Below are 22,231 nucleotides of genomic sequence, written 5' to 3'. Positions count from 1 at the left end.
CGGTCCGATGGGGGGATCGGCGGTTCGTCGCTTTCCCGCGAGACGTCCTACCTTCTTGTCCGTGCACACGTCGCCCCGCCACGGCCCGCCCCTCGGGGTGGCGATCGGGCTGGTCCTGCTCGGGATCGGCTCGGTCCAGCTCGGCGCCGGCTTCGCGAAGCTCCTCTTCGACGACGTCGCTCCCAACGGCGTGGTGTGGCTGCGGCTGGCGACCAGCTCGCTGGTCCTGATGCTGTGGGCCCGGCCCCGGCTGCGCGGTCGCAGCCGGGAGGACTGGCTGGTCGCGGCGCGGTACGGCGCCTGCCTCGGCGCGATGAACTGGGGCATCTACCAGTCGTTCTCGCGGATCCCGATCGGCGTCGCGGTCACCATCGAGTTCATCGGCCCGCTGGTCCTCGCGGCGATCGGCTTCCGTCGCCCGCGCGACCTCGGCTGCGTCGTCCTGGCCGGGCTCGGCGTACTCCTCCTCGGCTTCGAGCGAGGCCACCTCGACCCCCTCGGCATCATGTACGCCGTCCTCGCCGGAGCCGCGTGGTCCGGCTACATCCTCTCCAGCGCGGCCACCGGCCGCCGCTGGGAGGGCATCGACGGGCTGGCGGTGGCGAGCATCGTCGCCGTCCTCCTGCTGACTCCCCTGCTGCTCACCGTCGACACCGCCGACCTCGCCGACCAGCGGGTGCTCCTGCTCGGCGCCGCCGTCGGCCTGCTCAGCTCGGTGGTGCCCTACAGCGCCGAGCTGGCCGCCCTGCGGACCCTGCCGGCGGCGACCTTCGGCGTACTGATGAGCCTCGAGCCGGCCGCCGCGGCGCTGGCCGGGCTCGTCGTGGTCGGCGAGTCCCTCGCTCCGGTCCAGTGGGTGGCGATCGGCTGCGTCGTGGTCGCCAGCGTGGGGGCGACCCGGGCGACGCGCGCCGAGGTTCACCCAGATGTCACTCCGACGTGACCTGGGGCGCCCACCGCGGTCGTAGTGTCGGTACTCCGCCACCTCCCCTTCCGGAAGTCGACACCCCCATGTCACTGCCTGAGCCCATGATCCGTCTCGCCCACACCTGGTCCGTCGCCCTCCAGCAGCGGGCCCGCCGCAACGCCATGGTCGCGCTCACCGCGTGCACCCAGCGCCGCGCCGAGCGCGAGGACGTCGAGGCCTTCCTCGCCGCCCGATTCGACGCGCGTCGTACCCCTGTTGTCGAGGGTTCCGTCTCGCTGCACGCCTGAGGAACCGCCTGATCCGGTCCGGGTCCGGCAGAATCGACGCATGTCGACCTCCGCTCCCCGGCCCGGACAGCGCGTCCGGTCCGCGTCGATCGCCTTCCGCGACATCCTGTCCGACGACGGGACGCACGTCCGTGCCTGGACGAACGACCCGGACGGCGAGATCGACGGGCCCACCGTCGTGCTCTGCAACGGGCTGGGCACGAACCCGTACCTGTGGCCGTGGCTGCTCGAGCCCGACTGCGGCGTACGCGTGGTGTCGTGGAACCACCGCGGCGTCGGCGGCTCCGAGCGCCCGGCCGACCCGAAGCACGTCGAGATCGAGCACTTCGTCCAGGACGGGCTGTCCGTCATGGACCACTTCGGCATCGACAGCGCCGTGCTCATGGGCTGGTCGATGGGCGTCAACACCGCCTTCGAGCTGACCTACCGGCACCCCGAGCGGGTCCGCGGCATCTTCGCGATGTGCGGTGTCCCCGGCGACACCTTCGCCACCATGCTCGGCCCGCTGCACCTGCCGCGGCTGGTCGCCCGCGCGGTCACCGTCAACGCCTGCCGGGTCGCGCAGTACGCCGGCTGGGCGGTCAACCCGCTGGTCCGGCACCTCCCGATCAACGCGAGCACGGTGCGACTCCTGGGACGGACCGGGTTCATGTTCCCCGTGGCCGACCCCGAGGCGGCCGCGATCGGGCTGCAGGAGTTCGCGACCACCCCCGTCGACTGGTACGCCCACCTCGCGATCAGCACCTCGAAGCACCCGCGGGTGCGGCTCAGCCAGATCAAGGTGCCCACCATGTTCGTCTCCGCGACGTGGGACGTCCTGGCCGGTGCCCGTGACATGGCCAGCGCCTCCCGGCGGCTCACCGAGACAGGCAAGGACAGCACGTACGTCGAGCTGCGCGGCTCCCACTTCGTCCAGCTCGAGCAGCCCGAGCGCGTCCACGGCCTGCTGCTCGAGTTCCTGGAGCAGCTGTCGTGAGGCGGCGTCCCCGCAGCGCAGCCGGCCTCGCCGCGCTCGCGCTGCTCGCTGCGGGCTGCGGCCAGGGCGGCAACGTGAGCAAGGTCGACGTGATGGGCACCGCCACGGCGGCCCCCACCGGGTCGGTCGTCGACGGCAAGGTCATCTTCACCATCGACGGCATCCCCGACGTCGTCGCCACCGTGGCGAGTGGACTGGCGACGCCGTGGGGCATCGACTTCCTCCCCGATGGCCGCGGCGTGGTCACCGAGCGCGACAGCGGCCGGGTCGTGGTGATCACCCCGCCGAAGGTCGGCGGCAACGGCAAGACCACGAAGGACGAGGGCAAGGTCGTCGAGGTCGGCACCATCCCCGAGACGGCGCCCGGCGGCGAGGCCGGCCTGCTCGGCGTGGCCGTCTCCCCCAGCTTCTCCTCCGACGGTCTCGTCTACTTCTACGTCTGCACCAAGGACGACAACCGCGTCGTACGCGCGCAGCTGTCCGGCGACCGGCTCGGCGCCGTCGAGCCGATCCTCACCGGGATCCCCAACGGCCGCATCCACGACGGCGGCCGACTCGCGTTCGGCCCCGACGGCTTCCTCTACGTCTCCACCGGCGAGACCGGCGACGACCAGCTGGCGCGTGACAAGAAGTCGTACGCCGGCAAGATCCTGCGGATCACCGCGGACGGCCAGCCCGCCCCCGGCAACCCGTTCGGCGACGCCGTGTGGTCGTGGGGACACCGCAACGTCGAGGGCCTCGCCTGGGACGACAAGGGCCTGCTCTGGGCCTCCGAGTTCGGTGACGCCAAGGCCGACGAGCTCAACCGGATCGTGCCCGGTGAGGACTACGGCTGGCCGATCGTCGAGGGCACCGGCGGCCCGGCCAAGTACACCCAGCCGCTGCTGACCTGGTCGCCCGACGAGGCGTCCCCCTCCGGCCTGGCGTACGCCGGCACGTACCTGTGGATGGCTGCGCTCAACGGCGAGCGGCTGTGGCGGATCAAGGTGGCCGACGGCCAGGTGAGCGACCCGACGGCGTACTTCGCCGGGGAGAAGAAGGGCGCTGCCGGCGAGTACGGCCGGCTGCGGACCGTGGCCCGCGCACCCGACGGGCGGCTGTGGCTGAGCACGAGCAACAAGGACGGTCGCGGCACCCCGGGCGCCGACGACGACCGGATCCTGCTCATCGAGCCGTAGCCGCCCCCGGGTCGATCCGGGCCTTGCGGGCCGCGCGGCGCAGGGTGACCAGCACCGCCGGGCCGAGCAGCACGATCGCGAGCGCATTGGTGACCGCGCGGCCGGTGTCCCAGCCGCCGGTCGAGGTCAGCAGCGTGTAGACGACGAAGTGGTGCAGGTTCTCGACCACTCCCGCGCCGGGGACGTACGAGATCTCGGTCGAGTCCTGCCCGGGCACCTGGATGCCGGCCATGAACGGCCAGCCCTGCAGGTTCATCAGCAGGCCGTAGAGGTAGGCCGACACGATGCCGTAGGCCGCCAGCAGGGCGATCTCCGCGTGTCCACGGACCCGGCGCGGGAGCAGCCCGGCGCCCATGCCGACCCATGCGGCGACGAGCATCTGGAACGGCAGCCACGGACCGACGCCGGCGGTCATCAGGGCGGAGGCGAACAGCGAGGTGCAGCCGAGCACGAAGCCGAACCCGGCTCCGAACACCCGCCCGCCGAGGATCAGCAGGAAGAACACCAGCTCCAGGCCCGCCGTACCGGCGCTGACGAGGCGGAGCACCGCGTTGACCGCACTGAGGACGCCGAGGATCGCGAGCACGCGGGCATCCATGCCGCCCTCACTCATCTCGGCGAGGACCACGCCCAGGATCACCGGCAGCAGGAGCAGGAAGAGGAACGGCGGGTCGACCCGCTCGGTGTCGGCCGGCACGTCGAGGAGCAGCGGCCAGGCGAGCATCAGCAGCCCTATCACGGAGGTGATCGCGAGGACGATGCTGGAGCGCAGCTGCAGCGGTACGGCGGCCGAGCGGGTCCGGCTCGTGGTGGGGCTCACCGGGCGACCTCGGTCGCCAGGCTCGCGGCCACGTCGTCGACGCGCAGCCAACCGGCGCCGAGCACCTTGGTGACCTGCGGCGCGAAGGCGGGCGACTCGGAGACCGTCGGCACCACGGGCCCGGCCGAGACGACCTCGCCCTCGGCGAGGACCACGAGGTCGTCGGCGACCTGCGCGACGAACTCGACGTCGTGGGTGGCGACCAGCACCGCGCGGGCCGCACCGGGCTCGGCGGCGAGCTCGCGGAGCAGGCCGGCGAGGGCGCGCTTGGCCGGGTAGTCGAGGCCGCGGGTCGGCTCGTCGAGCAGCAGCACGGGCGGCCGGGCGGTGAGCACGATCGCCACCGCCAGCGCGAGCCGCTGCCCCTCGGAGAGGTCGCGGGGGTGCCGGTCGGCGTCGATGCCCGGCGCGAGCCGGTCGAGGACGGCGCGGCAGGTGCCGGCGTCCGCGCGGGCGGACCGGTCGGCGGCAGCGCACTCCTCGGCGACGGTCTCGAGGTAGAGCAGGTCGGCGGGGCTCTGCGGCACCAGGCCGGTGGTGGCCCGGCGCTGCTCGGGCTTGAGGTCGGCCGGGTCCTGGCCGGCCACCCGCACGGTGCCCGAGGCCGCGGTGTGGCGGCCCTGCAGTGCCCAGAGCAGCGTCGACTTGCCGGCGCCGTTGCGGCCCATCAGCGCAGTGACGGTCCCGGGCCGCAGGGTCAGGTCAACCTCGCGGAGGACGGGGGTCCGGCCGTGGGCCAGCACCAGGCGCCGTACGTCGACGACGGGCTCCGCGCTGGCGGGCTGCTCACGGTGCGGCGGCGCGCCCAGCCGCTCCTTCAGCGCGGGCGCGCGGCGCCGGGCGTCGCGAACGGTGAGCGGCAGCGGCTGCCAGCCGGCGAGCCGGCCCAGCTCGACCAGCGGCGGCGCGATCGGGGCGTCCTGGAGCACCTCGGCGGGGTCGCCCACCTCGACGCGGCCACCACCGTGGAGCAGGCAGAGCCGGTCGGCGAAGGGCACCACGCGCTCGAGGCGGTGCTCGGCGACCAGCACCGAGACGCCGAGGTCGTGGACCAACCGGGTGAGCGTGGCGAGGACGTCCTCGGCCGCGGTCGGGTCGAGCGCCGAGGTGGGCTCGTCGAGGACCAGCAACCGGGGATGGGTCGTGAGCACGGCGCCGATCGCGACGCGCTGCTGCTGGCCCCCCGACAGGGTGCGCAGGTCGCGGTGGCGCAGGTCGGCGATGCCGAGCAGGTCGAGGGTCTCCTCGACCCGGCGGCGCATCGTCGGCGCGGGCAGGCCCAGCTGCTCCATCCCGAACGCCAACTCCTCCTCCACCGTGTCGGTGACGAACCACGCGGCGGGGTTCTGGCCGACGTACCCGATCGCGTGTGCGCGCTCCCGGGCCGGCTGCTCGACGATGCTGGCGCCGTCGAGGAGGACGTCGCCGGTGAGCGTGCCGCCGGTGTAGGACGGCACCAGGCCGGCCACGACGCCGAGCAGCGTCGACTTGCCGACGCCGGTCGGCCCGGCGAGCACGACCAGCTCGCCGTCGGTGACGGTCAGGTCGATCCCGTCGAGGACGGTGGTCCGGGTGGTGGTCTCCGGGTCGTCGTACGTCAGTGTGATCCCGCGCAGCTCGAGCATCAGACGAGTGCCTCCTCACGTCGCTGGGCGGTGACCGGCAGCGGCGCGGCCCACACCGGGACCACCGCGACCAGCGCGGCAGCCAGGGCGAGCAGCGAGACGTCGGGGCGGACCAGTACGCCGGGGTGCGCGACGGCCGTCTCCCAGCGCTGGAGCGCCCACATCCCCGCACCTGCGGCGATCCCGGCCCCGGCGACCATGAGCTCGGGGAGCCGCCAGCGGTCGGGGCGGTAGCGGGTGCGCTGCACTCGCCGGCCCGCCAGCGCGAAGCCGCCGAGGGCGAGGAGCATCCCGAGGACCAGCATCGGCAGAGCCAGCACGCGCGGCGCCGTGCTGTCGAGGAAGGCGTAGACGCCGACGCAGACACCGATCAGGCCGGCGATGATCAGCGCGCCCGTGCGGCGCCGCTGCTGGGCGGTGAGCTCGCCGGTGCGGCCGTAGCCGCGGGCGTCCATGCCGGCGGCGAGCGCGAGCGAGCGGTCGAAGGCGTCCTCGAGGATCGGGACCAGCAGGCGTCGTACCCCCCGGATCCGGCGGAACCGACCCTCCGCTCCCCCACGCAGCTGTTGCGCCGCCCGCACCCGGCGCGCGCTGTCGGCCAGCTGCGGGACGACGCTGATCGCCACCGTCATCGCCGTACCGATCTCGTAGAGGGCCGGCGGCAGCGACTTCATCAGCCGCTTCGGGTTGGCCAGCGCGTTGGCGGCACCGACCGCGATCAGCAGGGTCGCCAGGCGCAGGCCCTCGTACGTCGCCGCGAGCAGCTCCTCACGCGTGAACGGCCCGAGCAGCGAGATGCCCGCCGCCCAGTCCGGCAGCGGGATGCTCGGCAGCGTGAACAGGACGTGGCCCGGCACGTCACCGCCGAGCAGGACACGGAACAGGATCCGCACCACGACCACGACCACACCGAGCCAGACGTAGAGCCGGAACGAGCGCGCCCACGGCTGGTCGGAGCGGCAGGTGAGCACGACGAGGCTGATCACGCCGAGCAGGACGAGCAGCAGCCACGGGTTGGTCGTGCAGGAGGCGGCCACGGCCAGCCCCACCGCCCAGACCCACCACGCGACGGGGTGGAGGTCCCGTGCCAGCCGTCCTGCGCCCACGACCCGCTCAGGCCCTGCGTCGACGGATCAGGGGTACGGCGCCCGCCGCCCCCAGCACCACCACGACCAGCCCGATCCCCAGCCACGCCGGGAACCCGCCGCCGTCGTCCTTGCCGTCCGCGTCCGCGGCCGTCGTCCTGGGGCCGTCGGTGATCTCGTCGATCGACGGCAGCCCGGTCGTCGTGGTCTGGCTCGGGGTGTCGGCCGGGGTCGCCTCGGTCGTCGCCTCCGTCGGCGTCGCCGTGCTCCCGGATGCGCTCGGGGTGGCGCTGGCACTGGCGCTCGGGGTCGCCGAGGTCGCGCTCGCCGAGGGCTTGGGGGTCGGCTTGGCCGTCGACTTCTTGGTCGGCGACGGCTTCGGCTTCGTGGTCTTCGTCGGGCTCGGCGCAGGCGTCGGCTTCGCCTCCTGGACCCGCGGGGTCGGCGTGACGTCGGGCGGTGCAGCCTGGCCGCTGCCCTGGTGCCACGCGAAGGCGACGTACCCGCCATCAGGGACCCGCAGGCTCGCCACCCCGCGCGCGGCGTACGTCCACGTGCCCGCCTTGCCGTCGGACCACCACAGGCTCCAGTAGGCGTCGGTCTCGGTGCAGTCGCCGTTGGCCGGGTTGCCGTTGATCTTGCAGACGAAGCCGCTCATGCCGGCCGCCTGGCTGTACTCGAGCTTGTAGCCGGCGTCTGCGAAGTTGTTCGCCGCGGTGCCGCCATCAGCGTCGCAGCCCGCGCTGATGCCGGCGCCGAGCTGGTTGGAGTCGACGACGACGGTGATGCCGGTGCTCCCACCACAGGCGGCGGCCGAGGCCGACACCTGTGGGAGCAGCACGACGGCTGCCGCGACGAGGATCGTCGCGGCAGTCGCGCGCAGGGTGCTGCTGAAGGTCATCAGACGACCCGGGTGGTGGCCTTGCCCTTGCGGTCGGGGAACTGGCCGACCACCTTGACCTTGGCCTTGCCGCGCTTGGTGACCTTGATCTTCACCTTCGCGACGCCGTTGGCGTTCGCGGTGCCGGTGGCGGTCTTCTTGCCGATCGTGACGGTCACGCTCTCGCCGGCGGCGAGACCCTTGACCTTGACCGTCGCCTTCTTCTTCGCCTTGAGCTTGGTGGCGACCTTGACCTTGAGCTTCTTGGCGTCGAGGGCCTTGAGGGTCATGGTCGTGCTGCCACCGAGGAAGGTCAGCGTGACCGGGTGGTCGGCGGTACCTGCCGGCACTACGTACGTGGCGGATGCCGGCGCGGTCAACTGCTGGGGGGCGCCCAGACCGGTGATGCAGACCTGCAGACCGTTGCGTGCTCCCTGGAGCGGCAGGGTCGCCGTCGTACCAGCGTCTGCGAACTTCGGCAGGCTCGGCTGGGCCGCGGGAAGGTAGGCCAGTCCCTCCAGGGCCTGCGCGGTCGCCGGACCGGCCTGGTCGACCTCGTCGGCGGTCACGCCGCCAGCGAATGCGAGGTCGTCATAGGCGATGGCACCGGCGTTCGGGCCGGGCACACCACAACCCGGGAGGGCGACGGACTGGTGGGCCGCGACCCACGACGCCGCAGCGGAGGCCTCGGTCGTGCGCCCCGTGAGGCCGAATGCGTACGCGGCGAGCCCGGTGCTGTTGGCGTTCACGCCGAGGAAGCCCGCGTCGATCCCGCCGCTCGGCTTCTGGGTCGAGCGCAGGTAGGCAACTCCCGAGTCGATCGCGGCCTTGACGGCGACTTCCGACTGCCAGGGCGCGAGGGCCTGCAGTGCCCAGGACGTGGCGTCCACGTCGTTGGTCCAGCCACCGGCGTCATAGCCCCAGCCATCGGTCGCAGCGGGACCGCGCTGGCCGACGAGGAAGTCACGCGCCTTCGGCGCCTCGTTGCTACCAAGCGTCTGGAGCGCGAAGACCGCCCAGACCTGGTTGTAGACGGTGTCGGTGCTACCGAGCTGGCCCGTCGCGTTGTCGACCTGGGTGGCCAGCGCCGCAGCGAGGTCCAGGTGGTCGTCGCCTGCGTCGGAGGCGTTGCCGCCGGTCACGGCATAGAAGTACGCCGCGTGGGCGACCTTGCCTACGTTCGCCGCAGCATTGACGTCGCCGACGTAGTCGGCGACGGTGGCGTCGATGCCATCGGTGAGCTTTGTCAGCGCGGCGGACGGCGCCTGTCCGGTGGCCGCAAGGCTGATGCCGAAGTCGAGGTTGGCGCCGTAGAAGAAGCCTCCGACCCCGCCACCGGGGATCAGGCCGTCACCGCCGATGGCATCGCTCAGCCACGCCGCGGCGGCGCTCGCCTCGGGGTTGGGCGGGGCCGGGGCCGCGTGCGCGGCCGGAGCCGGCGCAATCGCCATCAGACCGCCTGCGACGACGGCGCTGCCGGCGACGGCAACAACCGCCCGGCGTACGAACATGGAGGTGGACATGTGGGGCCTTCCCGCTGCAGCCGACGGGCGGGCCCAGATCTCCTGTGCCACTGACCCGCTGCTCTCCGCGACAGCGTTGTGTCAGGACGCGCCATGGCGGGTGCTCCGGCTCACCGCTCCCCCGAGGGGCGGTCCACGGTTGCGGGTCAGCGCCGGGATTCGACCGGCTTCCCCCACCACGGGCGTGTTCTCGATGTAACCGGCTCAGGGTACCTCCGCTCGGCCCCTGCGCCCTCATCCGCCCATCGCCGACCAGTTGGTGCGGTCGCGACATCGCGACACGCCGGCCGGGCGGCGTGTCGGTGCCCCGCGGGTGCACACGTTGGCCTGTGGAGAGCCGGATGCACCAAGCCCCTGATCGGGAGAGGGTGAGCGGGTGGATCCGGTGGAGGCACTCGAGCGTCTGGGCGGAATCGCCACGGCGCACGACCTGCTCCTGCTCACGTCACGCCGCCGGCTCCGAACCGCTGTCGACCGGCGCACGGTCCTGCGCGCTGGTCACGGTCGCTACGCGCTTCCTGCCGCCGATCAGGCCCGGCGCGCGGCCGTGCTCGTCGGCGGTCACGTCACCCATCTCAGCGCAGCCCTGCACTGGGGCTGGGAGGTCCGGATCCCGCCCCGGCGCCCGCAGGTCGGCGTCCCCCACGGGCGGCCAGTGCCCCGTGTGACCGCCGCCGACGTACGCCGCCTCCCGCGCGGCACGGCAACCGAGGGCTGGGCGACCAGTCCGCTCGCGACCGTCCTCCAGTGCGCGCGCGACCTGCCGTTCGCGGATGCGCTGACCGTGGCCGACTCGGCCCTCCGGCACCGGGCGGTCGCGTACGACGACCTGCGGGCCGCAGCCACCGGGCGCGACCGCAAGGTCGTGCTCCACGCGACCAGGCTCGCTGCCAACCCGTTCGAGTCGGCCTTGAGGGCTCTGGCGATCGAGGAGGCCGTGCCGGTGGTGGCGCAGTTCGAGATCCACGCGCGTGGGCTCGTGCTGCATCCCGACCTGGTCGATCCGCTGGCTGGGGTGGTGCTCGAGGCCGAGTCGTGGGAGTTCCACGGCAAGGACAGGCGCGCGTTCGAGACGGACTGCGAGCGGTACAACGCCCTCACCGCCACTGGCTGGCGCGTACTTCGGTTCACCTGGGCCCAGGTGATGCACCACCCGGGCCTGGTGCGCGCCGTCCTCCGTGAGACGTACGCCGACCTGGCGGCCTGATCTGCTCAGGCCGCCTTGTTGACCAGCAGGTTCGTGGCGTGCGCCCACGGCTGGCCGGGGACGCCGCTCTGGGCGATCCAGCTCGACGCGGTGCAGGCGGTCGCCGAGGACTTCACGGTGACGGTCAGCAGCCGCTTGCCCTTCGCGGCGAGCGTCGGCGTCACGTAGGTGCCGGCGAGGGCCGCGGCGGTGACGTTCGTGGCGCCGTCCTTGACCGTCACCGTGTAGCCACAGGCAGCGTCGGCGAGCTTGAACGCGATGGCCGAGGGCGCGGTCGAGCTGTTCTGCAGGGTCAGCGAGAACACGGCCGAGCCGGTCGCGGTGACGGTCGGGGCGGTGAGGACCTGGTAGTCCTGGCCGCCGCCGACCGGCAGCTGGCTGCCCTGCTTGGCGATCAGGTCGGTGGCCGAGGTGCCGGCCACATCGGTCGTGCGCTCGGTGTCGAGGTAGAGCACGTCGAGCAGCGGGCCGTCGGTGGCGTAGAGGGCGAGGACCGTCTGGAAGTGGAAGCCGGTCTTCGGTACGACGACCTTCACCGTCAGTGTCTGCGCGGTGCCCGGCGTGAGGGCGCGCGTGTAGTAGCCGTCGGTCGTGCCGGCGAGGGGCCGCAGGGCCAGCGGACCGTCGTACAGGTTCGACGGGGCGGCGCCGCCGAGATCGGTGAGGCGCAGCCGGTACTGCGCGAGCGTCGGGCCGGTGTTCTTCACCTGGACCGTGAAGGACACGGTGGCCCCGGCGCGGCCGACCTGGCTGACCATCGGGCTGGTGGTGTACGCCGATCCGGCCGGCCCCTTGGCGAGCAGGTCACCGGTGTGGCTGGCGGCCGTGGCCGGGCCGGCGCCCGCGAGAGCCAGCAGGCCGCCGGCCAGGCCGAGGACGAGGGAAAGGACGGCGAGGCGGGGTCGCCGGGCGCGGAACAGCGTCATCGTTGGTCACTCCCCATGAGCTGCGGCCGTCGGGATGACGGCCGTCCGGGCGCGACGCTAACGGCAACGGAGCCGCCCCGCCCCCGGTTTGCCCGGGTTCGGTGACGGCTCCGCAGCAGTGGAGCAGATGGACCGTCAGGCGAGCTTCTCGAGGATCAGCTCCCGCACCCGGGCGGCGTCAGCCTGGCCCCGGGTCGCCTTCATGACCGCGCCGATGACCGCCCCGGCGGCGGCGTGGTTGCCGCCCCGGATCTTCTCGGCGATGTCGGGCTGGGCGGCGAGCGCCTCGTCGATCGCGGCGAGCAGCGGGCCGTCGTCGGAGACGAGGGCCAGGCCGCGCTTCTCGATCACCTCGGCGGCCGTGCCCTCGCCGGCGATGAGACCGTCGAAGACCTGGCGGGCGAGCTTGTCGTTGATCGTCTTCGCGTCGACCAGCGCCTGCACCTCGGCGACCTGCTTCGGCGTGACGCCGACCTCGGCCAGCTCGACACCGGCGTCGTTGGCACGACGCAGCAGCTCGGCGACCCACCACTTGCGCGCCGACTGCGGGGCGGTGCCCTCGGCGACGGTGGCCTCGATCAGCGGCAGCGCACCGGCGGCCCAGACGTCGCGCATCTCCAGGTCGGAGAAGCCGTACTCCGTCTGGAGCCGGTTCCGCCGCTGGAGCGGGTTCTCCGGGAGCGTGCCCCGCAGCTCCTCGACCCACTCCCGCGACGGCGCGACCGGCACCAGGTCCGGCTCGGGGAAGTAGCGGTAGTCCTCGGCGTCGGACTTCTCGCGACCCGACGACGTCGTACCGGTGTCCTCGTGGAAGTGCCGCGTCTCCTGCAGCACCGAGCCGCCGGCGTCGAGGATGCCGGCGTGCCGCGACATCTCGAAGCGGACCGCACGCTCGACCGAGCGCAGCGAGTTGACGTTCTTCGTCTCCGAGCGCGTCCCGAGCTTGTCCGCACCCTTCAGCGCCAGCGACAGGTTGACGTCGGCGCGGATCGAGCCCTGGTCCATCCGGGCGTCGGAGACGTCGAGGGCGAGGATCAGGTCGCGGAGCTGACCGACGTACGCGCGGGCCACGGCCGGCGCCTTCTCGGCCGGCACCAGGATCGGGCGGGTGACGATCTCGATGAGGGGGATGCCGGCGCGGTTGTAGTCGACCAGCGAGTAGTCGGCACCGTGGATGCGGCCGGTGGCGCCACCGACGTGGGTGGACTTGCCGGTGTCCTCCTCCATGTGGGCACGCTCGATCTCGACCCGGAAGGTCTCCCCCTCCACCTCGACGTCGAGCCAGCCGTCGAAGGCGATCGGCTCGTCGTACTGGGAGGTCTGGAAGTTCTTCGGCATGTCCGGGTAGAAGTAGTTCTTCCGCGCGAACCGGCACCACTCGGCGATCGAGCAGTTCAGCGCCAGGCCGATCCGGATCGCCGACTCGACGGCCTTGGCGTTGACGACCGGCATAGCGCCGGGCAGGCCGAGGCAGGTCGGGCAGACCTGGGTGTTGGGCTCGCCACCGAAGACCGCGGGGCAGCCGCAGAACATCTTCGTGTTCGTGTTGAGCTCGACGTGCACCTCGAGGCCGAGGGCGGGGTCGTACTTCGCGATGACCTCGTCGAACGGGACCAGCGTCTCACTCATCGGGGACCCTCCAGCGTCGGAGCCTTGGCAAGGATCGGACCACCCCAGCGGGAGGTCAGGGCCGCCTCGACGGCAGCGCCGACGCGGTAGAGCCGGTCGTCGGCGAGCGCCGGCGCCAGCACCTGGAAGCCGACCGGCAGGCCGTCCTCGTCGGCGAGGCCGGCGGGGACCGAGATGCCGGGTACGCCGGCCAGGTTGGCCGGGATCGTGGCGAGGTCCTGCAGGTACATCGCCAGCGGGTCGTCGAGCTTGTCGCCCAGCGGGAACGCCGTGGTCGGCGAGGTCGGCGAGACCAGCACGTCGACGTTCTCGAAGGCAGCCGCGAAGTCGCGCGAGATGAGCGTGCGGACCTTCTGCGCCTGGCCGTAGTAGGCGTCGTAGTAGCCGCTCGACAGGGCGTAGGTGCCGATCATGATGCGGCGCTTGACCTCGTCGCCGAAGCCGGCGTCGCGGGTCGCCTTCATGACGGCCTCGGCGCTCGGGTCGCCGTCGGGGACGACGCGCAGGCCGTAGCGCATGGCGTCGAACTTGGCGAGGTTGGAGGAGCACTCCGCCGGCAGGATGAGGTAGTAGGCCGCCATCGCGTGCACGAAGGTCGGGCAGGAGATCTCGGTGACCTCGGCGCCCAGCTCCTTCAGCAGGTCGACCGTCTCGGCGAAGCGCTGCATCACGCCGGGCTGCCAGCCGTCGCCGGCCAGCTCCTTGATCACACCGACCTTGAGGCCGGCGAGGTCGCCGGTCGCGCCCTGGCGGGCGGCCTCCACGAAGCTGCCGACCGGGACGTCGACCGACGTCGAGTCGAGCGGGTCGTGGCCGGCGATCAGCTCGTGCAGCAGCGCCGAGTCGAGGACGGTCCGGGTGACCGGACCGACCTGGTCGAGGCTGTTGGCGAGCGCGACCAGGCCGTAGCGCGAGACACCGCCGTACGTCGGCTTCACGCCGACGGTGCCGGTGACGGCGCCGGGCTGGCGGATCGAGCCGCCGGTGTCGGTGCCGAGGGCCAGCGGGGCCTCGAAGGCCGCCACGGCCGCGGCCGAGCCACCGCCGGAGCCGCCCGGGATCCGGGTCTGGTCCCACGGGTTGCGGGTCGGGCCGTACGCCGAGTGCTCGGTCGAGGAGCCCATGGCGAACTCGTCCATGTTGGTCTTGCCGAGGATCGGCAGACCGGCCTCCTTGATGCGGCGCACCACGGTGGCGTCGTACGGCGGCACCCAGCCCTCGAGGATCTTCGAGCCACAGGTGGTCGGCAGGCCCTGCGTGGCCAGCACGTCCTTGACCGCGATCGGGACGCCGTCGAGCAGGTGCCGGGTCTCCCCCGCGGCGCGGCGGGCGTCGGACTCGGCGGCCTGGACCAGCGCGCCCTCGGCGTCGACGTGCAGGAAGGCGTGCACGCCGGCCTCCGCCGAGCCGTCGACGGCGGCGATCCGGTCGAGGTGCGCCTGGGTGAGCTCGACAGAGGTCGTCTCGCCGGCGGCCAGCGCGTCGGCCAGCTCGGCGGCGGTCTTCGTGATCAGCTCGCTCACTGCTCGTCCCCCAGGATCCGCGGGACCCGGAACCGCTGCTCCTCGACCGCCGGCGCGCCGGACAGCGCCTGCTCGGCGCTCAGGCTCGGGCGGACGACGTCCTCACGGAAGACGTTGGTGAGCGGGATCGGGTGGGAGGTCGGCGGCACGTCGTCGCCGGCCACTCCGCTGATGGACGCGACCGCCTCGAGGATCACGTTGAGCTGGGGGGCCAGGTGGTCCAGCTCGGCGTCATCGAGGTCGATCCGGGCGAGGTCGGCCAGGTGGGCCACCTCGTCGCGGGAGAGTTGAGACATGCCCGCGATTCTAGGCCGCGATCCGGTCCCTAGACTTCGCCGGGTGTACGCCTCTGTCCCCGTCCCGCGCCGCCTGCCGCAGCGCGTGGTCGTGGCCGGCACTCCGGGCGACCCGCTCGCGGCCTTCCTGACGCGCCTCGCGACCACCCTCGACGTCCCCCTCGTCCCGCTCGCGGACCTGTCCGGGCCGGGCGAGGTGGCACGGCTGGCGGCGTTCGACGGCTGGGTGACGACGGCCGACGAGGCCTGGGCCCGCCCGCTCGTCCTCGAGCGCACCGACGTCCTGGTCCGGGTCGAGCTGGAGTCCGCCTCGTTCGCCGGAAAGGTACGCCGCACCCTGCGCCGGATCCGCTCCGATGCCCGCGAGCGCGGGCCCGACCTCGGCTGGGTCGACCGCGCACCCGCGATCCATCCCCGGCTGGCCGTCGTCCGGCTCCCGGACCCGGACACCGCGGAGAGCTGGCTTCGCTCGCTGGAGAGGTAGCTATCGATGACCGACGTACCCCCTGACTTCCTGAACAGCATGGGCACCGGACCCTCGCCCTTCGGCGACCTCACTCCGTCCGCGCGACAACGGCAGGCCATCTCCTTCGACACCGCAGGCGCCTGCACGAACCTCCTCGAGAAGGCGGCGACCGCGCTCCGGCACGGGGACGAGGCGGCCGCCGACAGACTCCTGCACCGCGCGGCCACCAAGCCCTTCGACCGACGAGAGGGCTCGTGGCCGATCCTCGAGGCCGCCCACATGATGCTCTTCAACCTCGTCGTCGACACGCTGGAGGAATCGGCGCAGGACGACCACCGCTGGCTCGACGTCAGCATCCAGGTCCTCGACGACGCCGTTGGTACGGCACATGACGAGATGAACAGCGTCCTGGCCGTCGTCGCGTCCGAGTACGAGCTGACCCGGCGCGAGTACGCCCGTCTCTCCTCGCGCCTCTCCGCCGAACCGACCATCGACGAAGAGATCGACCCACGTCGTGGACCGGAGCAGCTCCTCCAGCACGCACGATCCGTCCTCGGCATCTGCATCGCGTTCACCGACGCGGCCGGCGTGGCGGGAATCGCGTCGCCAGCCCCGCTGTAACACGCCGTCCACCCGACTACCTGGCGGTTGTCAGCACCAGCCACGGCGTGTCGCCGGCGTGTCGCGCTGACAGCCGGCGACAAGTGAGATGGACAACGTGTTACAGCACCGCCCGGACGCCGCGACGCTCGTTCGGCTGACGCCCGGCCAACCTTTCCCGCACCCCACGGCATCTGTGAGGGTGACGAGGAGAGGAAGTCGATGCCGCGAAGACTCACCGACGACGAGTTCGTCCAGCTGATGCACGGGTGCTGGGCCGGGCTGTACCGGACGGCGTACCTGCTCCTCGGCGACCACGCCGAGGCCGAGGACCTGGTGCAGACCGCACTGGCGAAGACCTACACTAACTGGCACCGGGTGCAGAGCATCGAGAGCGCCGGCGGGTACGCCCGGGCCACGCTCGTCAACACCGCCGCCTCGTGGTTCCGCAAGAAGGGCTGGCGCAACGAGCGACCGTCCGCGCAGCTGCCGGACACTCCCGGTCCCGAGGTCGACGCCAGCGCCCGCACCGACCTGATGGCCGCCCTCGCCGAGCTGCCGCCGGGACAGCGGGCGGTCGTCGTGCTCCGGTTCTACGAGGACCAGAGCGTCGCCCAGGTCGCCCACGCCCTCGGGGTCACCCAGGGCACCGTCAAGAGCCAGACCTCTCAGGCGCTCGCGAAGCTGCGCACCAGCCTCGGCGACGCCGTGATCCCCCAGGGAGCCGACCATGACTGAGCGCCTCGCCGCCCTGCTGCACGAGGAGGCGGTGTACCTCGCCGTGCCGCCGCTGCCCGCCGACGATGTCGTACGACGCGGGCGCGGCCTGCGCACCCGACGCCGGGTCCGCCGCGGCGGGACCGTGCTCGGGGTCGCCGCAGTCGTCGCCGCGGTGACCGTCGCCGGCACCCGGCTCGGCGGCGACCAGCAGCCGACGGGGCGCGACCTCGCGGCCGCCGTACCGGCCACGGACAGCGACTGGGCCGTGGCCCAGGGCTCGACCGTCCATCTCGGCACCGGCGCCTCGGCCGACGTGCCCGGGCAGGTGAAGGCGATGTACTACACCTCGGCCGGGATGCTGGTGCGGATCGGGAAGTCGCCCGACACCGACGCCCCCGACTCGGCGTACTGGCTGATCGCGCCCGACGGCACCCGCTCCGACTTCGGGCTGCGACTCGGCGACCGCAAGCCGGGCACCGACCCGACATTGCCCTACCTCGCCTACGCCACCGCCGGCGACGACGCCGAGCACTGGACCGTGGTGCTGCGCGACGTCCGCACCGGCGAGGTCGCCACCCGGATCCCGGTCGAGGGCGCGTTCACCTGGGGCGGCTGGGTCGCGCCGCCGGTGGCGCTGTCCGGCGACCACGTGTACGTCGGCGTCGACGGCACCCTGCTCGACGTGCGGTGGCGCACCGGGGAGGTGCGCACGACCTCGATCCCGACCCACATGCCGGAGACCGCTGGTGGTCGCGACGTGGTGTCCGACGACCGCCGGGGCACCATCGACGTGATCGACGCAGCCACCGGCTCCGTCCTGCTGCCCCTGCAGCAGGACGACGACACGTGGCCCCGGCTGTCGCCGGACGGCTCGCACGTCCTGCTGACGCCGATGGCGAACTGCTACGCGGACAAGCCCCAGTGCAGCTTCGACGGCCCCGAGGCGACTGTGGTCGACCTGACCAGCGGCCAGCGGACGACCGTCCGGCTGACGTACGGCGAGTACGGCTGGACCGCGACCGGACGGCTGCTCCAGGTCGACGGCACGTCCGTCCGGTCCTGCGACCCCGACACCGGCGCGTGCGTGCCGACGCCGGTCACCCTCGACCCCGACGCGAGCCTCAAGGTCAGCGGGAACTCCTACGAGTCCTGATCGCTGCTGGCCGGGGGCGGCCCCTCGGCCAGCAGCTTCTTGAACCCGTCCTCGTCGAGGATCGGGACGCCGAGCTGTTCGGCCTTCTCCGCCTTGGAACCGGCGTTCTCGCCTATCACCACGAAGTCGGTCTTCTTCGACACCGACCCGGCCGCCTTGCCGCCGCGGGACAGGACCGCCTCCTTGGCGGAGTCGCGGGAGAAGTCCTGCAGCGAGCCGGTCACGACGACCGTCAGGCCCTCGAGGGTGCGCTCGACGGACTCGTCGCGCTCGTCGGCCATGGAGACGCCGGCGGCGGTCCACTTGTCGACGATCGCGACGTGCCACGGCACCTCGAACCACTCGATGACCGCCCGCGCGATGGTCGGGCCGACGCCCTCCGCAGCGGCGAGCTCCTCCTCGGTGGCGGCGCGGATGGCCTCCATCGAGCCGAACTCCTGGGCGAGCGCGCGCGACGCGCTCGGGCCGGTGTGCCGGATGGAGAGGGCGACGATGACCCGCCACAGGGCGACGTCCTTGCGGGCGTCGAGGTTGGCGAGGAGCTTCTCGCCGTTGGCGGAGAGCTGCGGGCCGTCCTCGTCCTTCTTCGGCGCACGGGTGAACAGCTCGGTGGCGCGGAGCTGGTCGGCGCTGAGGTCGAACACGTCGCCCTCGTTGGTGATCACGCCCGCGTCGAGCAACGCGACGGCCGCTTCGTAGCCGAGCCCCTCGATGTCGAAGGCGCTGCGGCCGGCGACGAAGAAGACCCGTTCGCGCACCTGCCCCGGGCACGACTCGTGGTTGGGGCAGCGCCGGTCCTTGTCGCCCTCCTTCTGCTCGACCAGCTCGGTCGCGCAGGCCGGGCAGGTCGTCGGCGCGACCCAGGGCGCCAAGCCCTCGGGACGCAGCGGCAGCACCGGGCCGACGATCTCGGGGATCACGTCACCGGCCTTGCGCAGGATGACGGTGTCGCCGGGGCGCACGTCCTTGCGCTCGACCTCGTGGAAGTTGTGCAGCGTGGCGTTCTCGACCGTGGAGCCGGCGACCTTGACCGGCTCCATGACGCCGTACGGCGTGACCCGGCCGGTGCGGCCGACATTGACCGCGATGTCGAGCAGCCTGGTGTTGACCTCCTCGGGCGGGTACTTGTAGGCGATCGCCCACCGCGGCGCGCGGCTCGTCGAGCCCAGTCGGCGCTGGAGGGTGACGTCGTCGACCTTCACCACGACGCCGTCGATCTCGTAGGGGACGATCGTGTGCCGGTTCTCGCCGGCGTTCGCGATGTAGCCCTCGACGTCGGCGAGCGTGGGCAGCACCCGGACCTGCTCGGAGATCGGCAGGCCCCAGGCGGCCAGCGCCTCGTAGGCCTGCGACTGGGCCCGGGGCTCGAAGCCCTCGCGCGCACCGATGCCGTGGCACACCATCCCGAGCGCGCGGGAGGCGGTGACCCGGGGGTCCTTCTGGCGCAGAGAACCGGCAGCCGCGTTGCGCGGGTTGGCGAAGGCGGGCCGCCCGGCCTCGGTCATCGAGACGTTGAGCGCCTCGAAGGCCGCGACGGGCAGGAAGACCTCGCCGCGCACCTCGACCAGCGCCGGCACGGGGAACTCGTCGGTGCCGGTGAGCCGGTGCGGTACGGCGGCGATGGTCTTCACGTTGGGCGTGACGTCCTCCCCCGTGCGGCCGTCGCCGCGGGTCAGCGCGCGGACCAGGCGGCCCTGCTCGTAGAGCAGGTTGATCGCCAGGCCGTCGACCTTGAGCTCGCACAGCAGCGCGGGCGCCTCGACACCGTCGCGGCCGAGCCGGGCGTACCAGGCGCCGAGGTCCTCGAACGAGAAGGCGTTGTCGAGGCTCTCCATCCGCTGCAGGTGGTCGACCGCGGTGAAGTCGGTCGCGACCGCGCCACCGACCTTCTGAGTCGGCGAGTCCGGCGTACGCAGCTCGGGGAACTCCTCCTCGAGCGCCTCGAGCCGGCGCATCCGCTGGTCGAAGTCGGCGTCGGACAGCGTCGGGTCGTCGAGGACGTAGTAGCGGTAGCGGGCGTCCTCGATCACCTCGCTGATCGTCGCGTGCTCGTCGCGGGCCTCGGGCGGGACGGCGGGGAGGTCGGCGGCGTCGCTCATGACCCGCATTCTTCACCGTCGTACCGACACCTCCGCGCACCGGCCGTCGGCCACGTCACCGGAAATGGACTTGCACCGGACGAAACGAAACCGTACCGTTTCATCCATGGTCCCTCGTCTCAGCCGCCGTGAGGCGCCGACCCGACCCCGCGTCGAGGGCGACCGGGAGCAGGAGATCCTCGACGCGACGCTGGCCGTGCTGGTCGACGTCGGGTACGACCGCCTCACCATGGACGCCGTCGCCACGAAGGCGAAGGCATCGAAGGCCACGCTGTACCGCAAGTGGGACGGCAAGGCCGCGCTCGTCATCGACGCCCTGATCTCGCAGAAGACACCGCTGGAGGTCCCCCAGGACACCGGCAGCCTGCGGGGCGACCTGCTCGGCGTGTTCTGCGCCCCGGGCGGACTCACCGACGAGCACCAGACCGCGATCCTCGGGTCCGTGGTGACTGCCATCGGGCGCGACGCCGAGTTCGCCGCCGCGTTCCGGGAGCGGTTCATCGCCCCCAAGGTCGCCGTCGCCCGGCAGATCTACGACCGCGCCCACGAGCGGGGCGAGCTCCGCGACGACGTCGACATCGAGATCCTCTCCGCTGCGCTCCCCGGGATCGTGCTGCACCGCATGTTCCTCCTCGGCGACCAGCCGACCCCCGACCTGATCGCCCGCGTGGTGGACCAGGTCATCATCCCGGCCGCCACCCGCGGCTGACCGCTCCTCACACAACTCCTCACACCCAAGGAATCACTGTGGCCGAAATGACCGCCTCCGACCTGCCCGAGAAGGAGCAGGCCGCACCCGCCTCGAAGCACCTGGGCTGGGCACTCGTCCTCATCTGCGTGGCGCAGCTGATGGTCGTGCTCGACAGCACCATCGCGAACATCGCGCTGCCCTACATCGGCGACGACCTCAAGATCGACGCCTCCAACCTGTCCTGGATCGTCACCGGCTATGCGCTGGCGTTCGGTGGCCTGCTGCTGCTCGGTGGCCGCCTCGGCGACCTGTACGGCCGCCGCCGCGTGTTCATGGCCGGCGTCGCGCTGTTCGCGATCGCCTCCGCGCTCGGTGGCATCGCCCAGAACGAGGCCATGCTGCTCGGCTCGCGGGGGCTCCAGGGCCTCGGCGCCGCGCTCGCCTCGCCGACCGCGCTCGCCCTGATCACCACGACCTTCCCGGCCGGCCCGGCGCGCAACCGCGCGTTCTCCGTGTTCGCGATGATGTCGGGTGTCGGTGCCGCGATCGGCCTGATCCTCGGTGGCTGGCTCACCGACCTCGACCCCAACTGGGGCTGGCGCCTGACCTTCCTGATCAACGTCCCGATCGGCCTCGCGGCGGCGTACTTCGCCCCGAAGCTGCTGCCCGACACCGACCACCACGCCGGCGTGCTCGACCTGCCCGGCGCCGTCCTCGGCACCGGTGGCCTGCTCGCCCTGGTCTACGGCATCACCCGCACCAGCAACGCCGACCCCGACACCATGACGGCGCTCAACCCGCACGGCACCAGCTACGGCTGGGGCGACCCGGTGGCTCTCACCGCGATCAGCCTCGGTGTCGTCGCCCTGATCGCGTTCGTGATCGCCGAGACGCGCGTGAAGAACCCGCTCATGCCGCTGTCGATCTTCGCCAGCCGCCCCCGCGCGGTCGCCTTCGTGTCGATGATGATCACCCCGGCCGCGATGTTCGCGATGTTCTTCTTCCTCTCGCTCTACATCCAGAACATCATGGGCTACTCGCCGCTCAAGGCCGGCTTCGCGTTCCTGCCGTTCTGCGTCGGCATGGTGTTCGGCGCGACCCTGTCCTCCAAGCTGATCGCGAAGATGGACCCGCGCTTCCTCGCCGGCACCGGCACCCTGATCGCCGGCTTCGCGCTCTTCATGTTCTCCCGCCTCGAGTTCGGCGCCGAGAACTACTGGACCGACATTGCCCCGTACATCGTGCTGATGTCGCTCGGCATGGGCCTGACCTTCGTCCCGATGACCCTGGTCGCCGTCCACGGTGTCCGCACCGAGGACGCCGGCATCGGCTCGGGTGTCCTCAACACCATGCAGCAGGTCGGCGGCGCGCTCGGCCTGGCCACCCTGTCGGCCGTGGCCGCCCACTTCACCACCTCGAAGCTGGGCGACCTGGTGGCCGGCGACCCGACCAACCAGCTCAACGGTCCGATGTCCTTCGCGGACGGCGCCACCCACGCCTTCCTCGTCGGCTCCTTCATGATGTGGACCGCCTCGCTGATCGTGTGGCTGCTCCTCAACGTCAAGCACACCGAGCTCGCGGGCGACGCGCCCGAGGGTGTCCACGTCGGCTGATCCCGA

General features: G+C 72.3%; 21 protein-coding genes. 11 read left to right on the top strand and 10 right to left on the bottom strand.

What is annotated here, in order from left to right:
• Positions 1-61 precede the first annotated feature (61 nt).
• From ACZYRU_RS16685 to ACZYRU_RS16670, 4 genes are all read left to right on the top strand, one after another.
• Positions 62-943, top strand: coding sequence for an EamA family transporter (locus ACZYRU_RS16685; RefSeq protein ID WP_488958223.1), 882 nt, complete (start codon positions 62-64; stop codon positions 941-943).
• Positions 944-1,029: 86 nt separating this feature from the next.
• Positions 1,030-1,215 carry a hypothetical protein gene (locus tag ACZYRU_RS16680; protein ID WP_488958222.1) on the top strand — a complete coding sequence of 62 codons (186 nt, stop codon included), beginning with the start codon at positions 1,030-1,032 and terminating at the stop codon, positions 1,213-1,215.
• A 40-nt stretch (positions 1,216-1,255) separates the two neighbouring features.
• Entirely contained in the window at positions 1,256-2,191 is a 936-nt protein-coding gene (locus ACZYRU_RS16675; protein ID WP_488958221.1) for an alpha/beta fold hydrolase, read from the top strand.
• Entirely contained in the window at positions 2,188-3,369 is a 1,182-nt protein-coding gene (locus ACZYRU_RS16670; RefSeq protein WP_488958220.1) for a PQQ-dependent sugar dehydrogenase, read from the top strand. Before ACZYRU_RS16675 ends, ACZYRU_RS16670 begins: the two co-directional genes overlap by 4 nt.
• Here ACZYRU_RS16670 and ACZYRU_RS16665 read toward each other — a convergent pair.
• Genes ACZYRU_RS16665 through ACZYRU_RS16645 form a run of 5 tightly spaced genes read right to left on the bottom strand, consistent with a single transcriptional unit; the run spans position 3,356 to position 9,302 of the window.
• Positions 3,356-4,189 carry an ECF transporter S component gene (locus ACZYRU_RS16665; RefSeq protein WP_488958219.1) on the bottom strand — a complete coding sequence of 278 codons (834 nt, stop codon included), beginning with the start codon at positions 4,187-4,189 and terminating at the stop codon, positions 3,356-3,358. The genes ACZYRU_RS16670 and ACZYRU_RS16665 overlap by 14 nt on opposite strands.
• Positions 4,186-5,814 carry an ABC transporter ATP-binding protein gene (locus ACZYRU_RS16660; RefSeq protein ID WP_488958218.1) on the bottom strand — a complete coding sequence of 543 codons (1,629 nt, stop codon included), beginning with the start codon at positions 5,812-5,814 and terminating at the stop codon, positions 4,186-4,188. Before ACZYRU_RS16660 ends, ACZYRU_RS16665 begins: the two co-directional genes overlap by 4 nt.
• Positions 5,814-6,920 (bottom strand): energy-coupling factor transporter transmembrane component T, encoded by a 1,107-nt coding sequence (locus ACZYRU_RS16655; RefSeq protein ID WP_488958217.1) that lies wholly within the window; start codon positions 6,918-6,920, stop codon positions 5,814-5,816. Before ACZYRU_RS16655 ends, ACZYRU_RS16660 begins: the two co-directional genes overlap by 1 nt.
• 7 nt (positions 6,921-6,927) lie before the next feature.
• On the bottom strand, positions 6,928-7,800 hold the full coding sequence (locus ACZYRU_RS16650; RefSeq protein WP_488958216.1) for a hypothetical protein: 873 nt from the start codon (positions 7,798-7,800) through the stop codon (positions 6,928-6,930).
• Positions 7,800-9,302: a hypothetical protein gene (locus ACZYRU_RS16645; RefSeq protein ID WP_488958215.1), complete on the bottom strand. Its 1,503-nt coding sequence runs from the start codon at positions 9,300-9,302 to the stop codon at positions 7,800-7,802. Before ACZYRU_RS16645 ends, ACZYRU_RS16650 begins: the two co-directional genes overlap by 1 nt.
• Before the next feature lie 376 nt (positions 9,303-9,678).
• Here ACZYRU_RS16645 and ACZYRU_RS16640 point away from each other — a divergent pair, with 376 nt between their 5' ends.
• Positions 9,679-10,509 (top strand): hypothetical protein, encoded by an 831-nt coding sequence (locus ACZYRU_RS16640; RefSeq protein ID WP_488958214.1) that lies wholly within the window; start codon positions 9,679-9,681, stop codon positions 10,507-10,509.
• 5 nt (positions 10,510-10,514) lie between these two features.
• On the opposite strand, the gene ACZYRU_RS16635 is transcribed toward ACZYRU_RS16640, so the two are convergent.
• From ACZYRU_RS16635 to gatC, 4 genes are all read right to left on the bottom strand, one after another.
• Complete coding sequence (locus ACZYRU_RS16635; RefSeq protein ID WP_488958213.1) at positions 10,515-11,435, bottom strand: hypothetical protein; 921 nt, start codon at positions 11,433-11,435, stop codon at positions 10,515-10,517.
• Positions 11,436-11,570: 135 nt separating this feature from the next.
• Entirely contained in the window at positions 11,571-13,064 is a 1,494-nt protein-coding gene (gene gatB, locus ACZYRU_RS16630) for an Asp-tRNA(Asn)/Glu-tRNA(Gln) amidotransferase subunit GatB (RefSeq protein ID WP_488958212.1), read from the bottom strand.
• Positions 13,061-14,587, bottom strand: a complete 1,527-nt coding sequence (gene gatA, locus ACZYRU_RS16625; RefSeq protein ID WP_488958211.1) for an Asp-tRNA(Asn)/Glu-tRNA(Gln) amidotransferase subunit GatA — start codon at positions 14,585-14,587, stop codon at positions 13,061-13,063. The genes gatB and gatA overlap by 4 nt, the downstream gene beginning before the upstream one ends.
• Complete coding sequence (gene gatC, locus ACZYRU_RS16620; RefSeq protein ID WP_488958210.1) at positions 14,584-14,883, bottom strand: Asp-tRNA(Asn)/Glu-tRNA(Gln) amidotransferase subunit GatC; 300 nt, start codon at positions 14,881-14,883, stop codon at positions 14,584-14,586. Before gatC ends, gatA begins: the two co-directional genes overlap by 4 nt.
• A 43-nt stretch (positions 14,884-14,926) precedes the next feature.
• Here gatC and ACZYRU_RS16615 point away from each other — a divergent pair, with 43 nt between their 5' ends.
• The 4 genes from ACZYRU_RS16615 (at position 14,927) to ACZYRU_RS16600 (ending at position 17,822) form a co-directional block, all read left to right on the top strand.
• Entirely contained in the window at positions 14,927-15,367 is a 441-nt protein-coding gene (locus ACZYRU_RS16615) for a hypothetical protein (protein WP_488958209.1), read from the top strand.
• A gap of 6 nt (positions 15,368-15,373) precedes the next feature.
• Positions 15,374-15,970: a hypothetical protein gene (locus tag ACZYRU_RS16610; RefSeq protein ID WP_488958208.1), complete on the top strand. Its 597-nt coding sequence runs from the start codon at positions 15,374-15,376 to the stop codon at positions 15,968-15,970.
• A 201-nt stretch (positions 15,971-16,171) separates the two neighbouring features.
• Positions 16,172-16,687: a SigE family RNA polymerase sigma factor gene (locus ACZYRU_RS16605; protein ID WP_488958207.1), complete on the top strand. Its 516-nt coding sequence runs from the start codon at positions 16,172-16,174 to the stop codon at positions 16,685-16,687.
• Positions 16,680-17,822: a hypothetical protein gene (locus tag ACZYRU_RS16600; protein ID WP_488958206.1), complete on the top strand. Its 1,143-nt coding sequence runs from the start codon at positions 16,680-16,682 to the stop codon at positions 17,820-17,822. Before ACZYRU_RS16605 ends, ACZYRU_RS16600 begins: the two co-directional genes overlap by 8 nt.
• Here ACZYRU_RS16600 and ligA read toward each other — a convergent pair.
• On the bottom strand, positions 17,810-19,921 hold the full coding sequence (ligA, locus tag ACZYRU_RS16595; protein ID WP_488958205.1) for an NAD-dependent DNA ligase LigA: 2,112 nt from the start codon (positions 19,919-19,921) through the stop codon (positions 17,810-17,812). The two genes, ACZYRU_RS16600 and ligA, sit on opposite strands and share 13 nt — an antisense overlap.
• 106 nt (positions 19,922-20,027) lie before the next feature.
• Between ligA and ACZYRU_RS16590 the strand changes: the two genes are divergently transcribed.
• Together ACZYRU_RS16590 and ACZYRU_RS16585 are read left to right on the top strand one after the other, a co-directional pair.
• A complete protein-coding gene (locus ACZYRU_RS16590) occupies positions 20,028-20,630 on the top strand; it encodes a TetR/AcrR family transcriptional regulator (protein WP_488958204.1) in 603 nt (200 codons plus the stop codon).
• Positions 20,631-20,677: 47 nt separating this feature from the next.
• Positions 20,678-22,225 (top strand): MFS transporter, encoded by a 1,548-nt coding sequence (locus ACZYRU_RS16585; RefSeq protein WP_488958203.1) that lies wholly within the window; start codon positions 20,678-20,680, stop codon positions 22,223-22,225.
• Positions 22,226-22,231: the final 6 nt, after the last annotated feature.

Source organism: Nocardioides sp. F233 (assembly GCF_057813895.1).
This window is presented reverse-complemented; position numbering and strand designations above follow the sequence as displayed.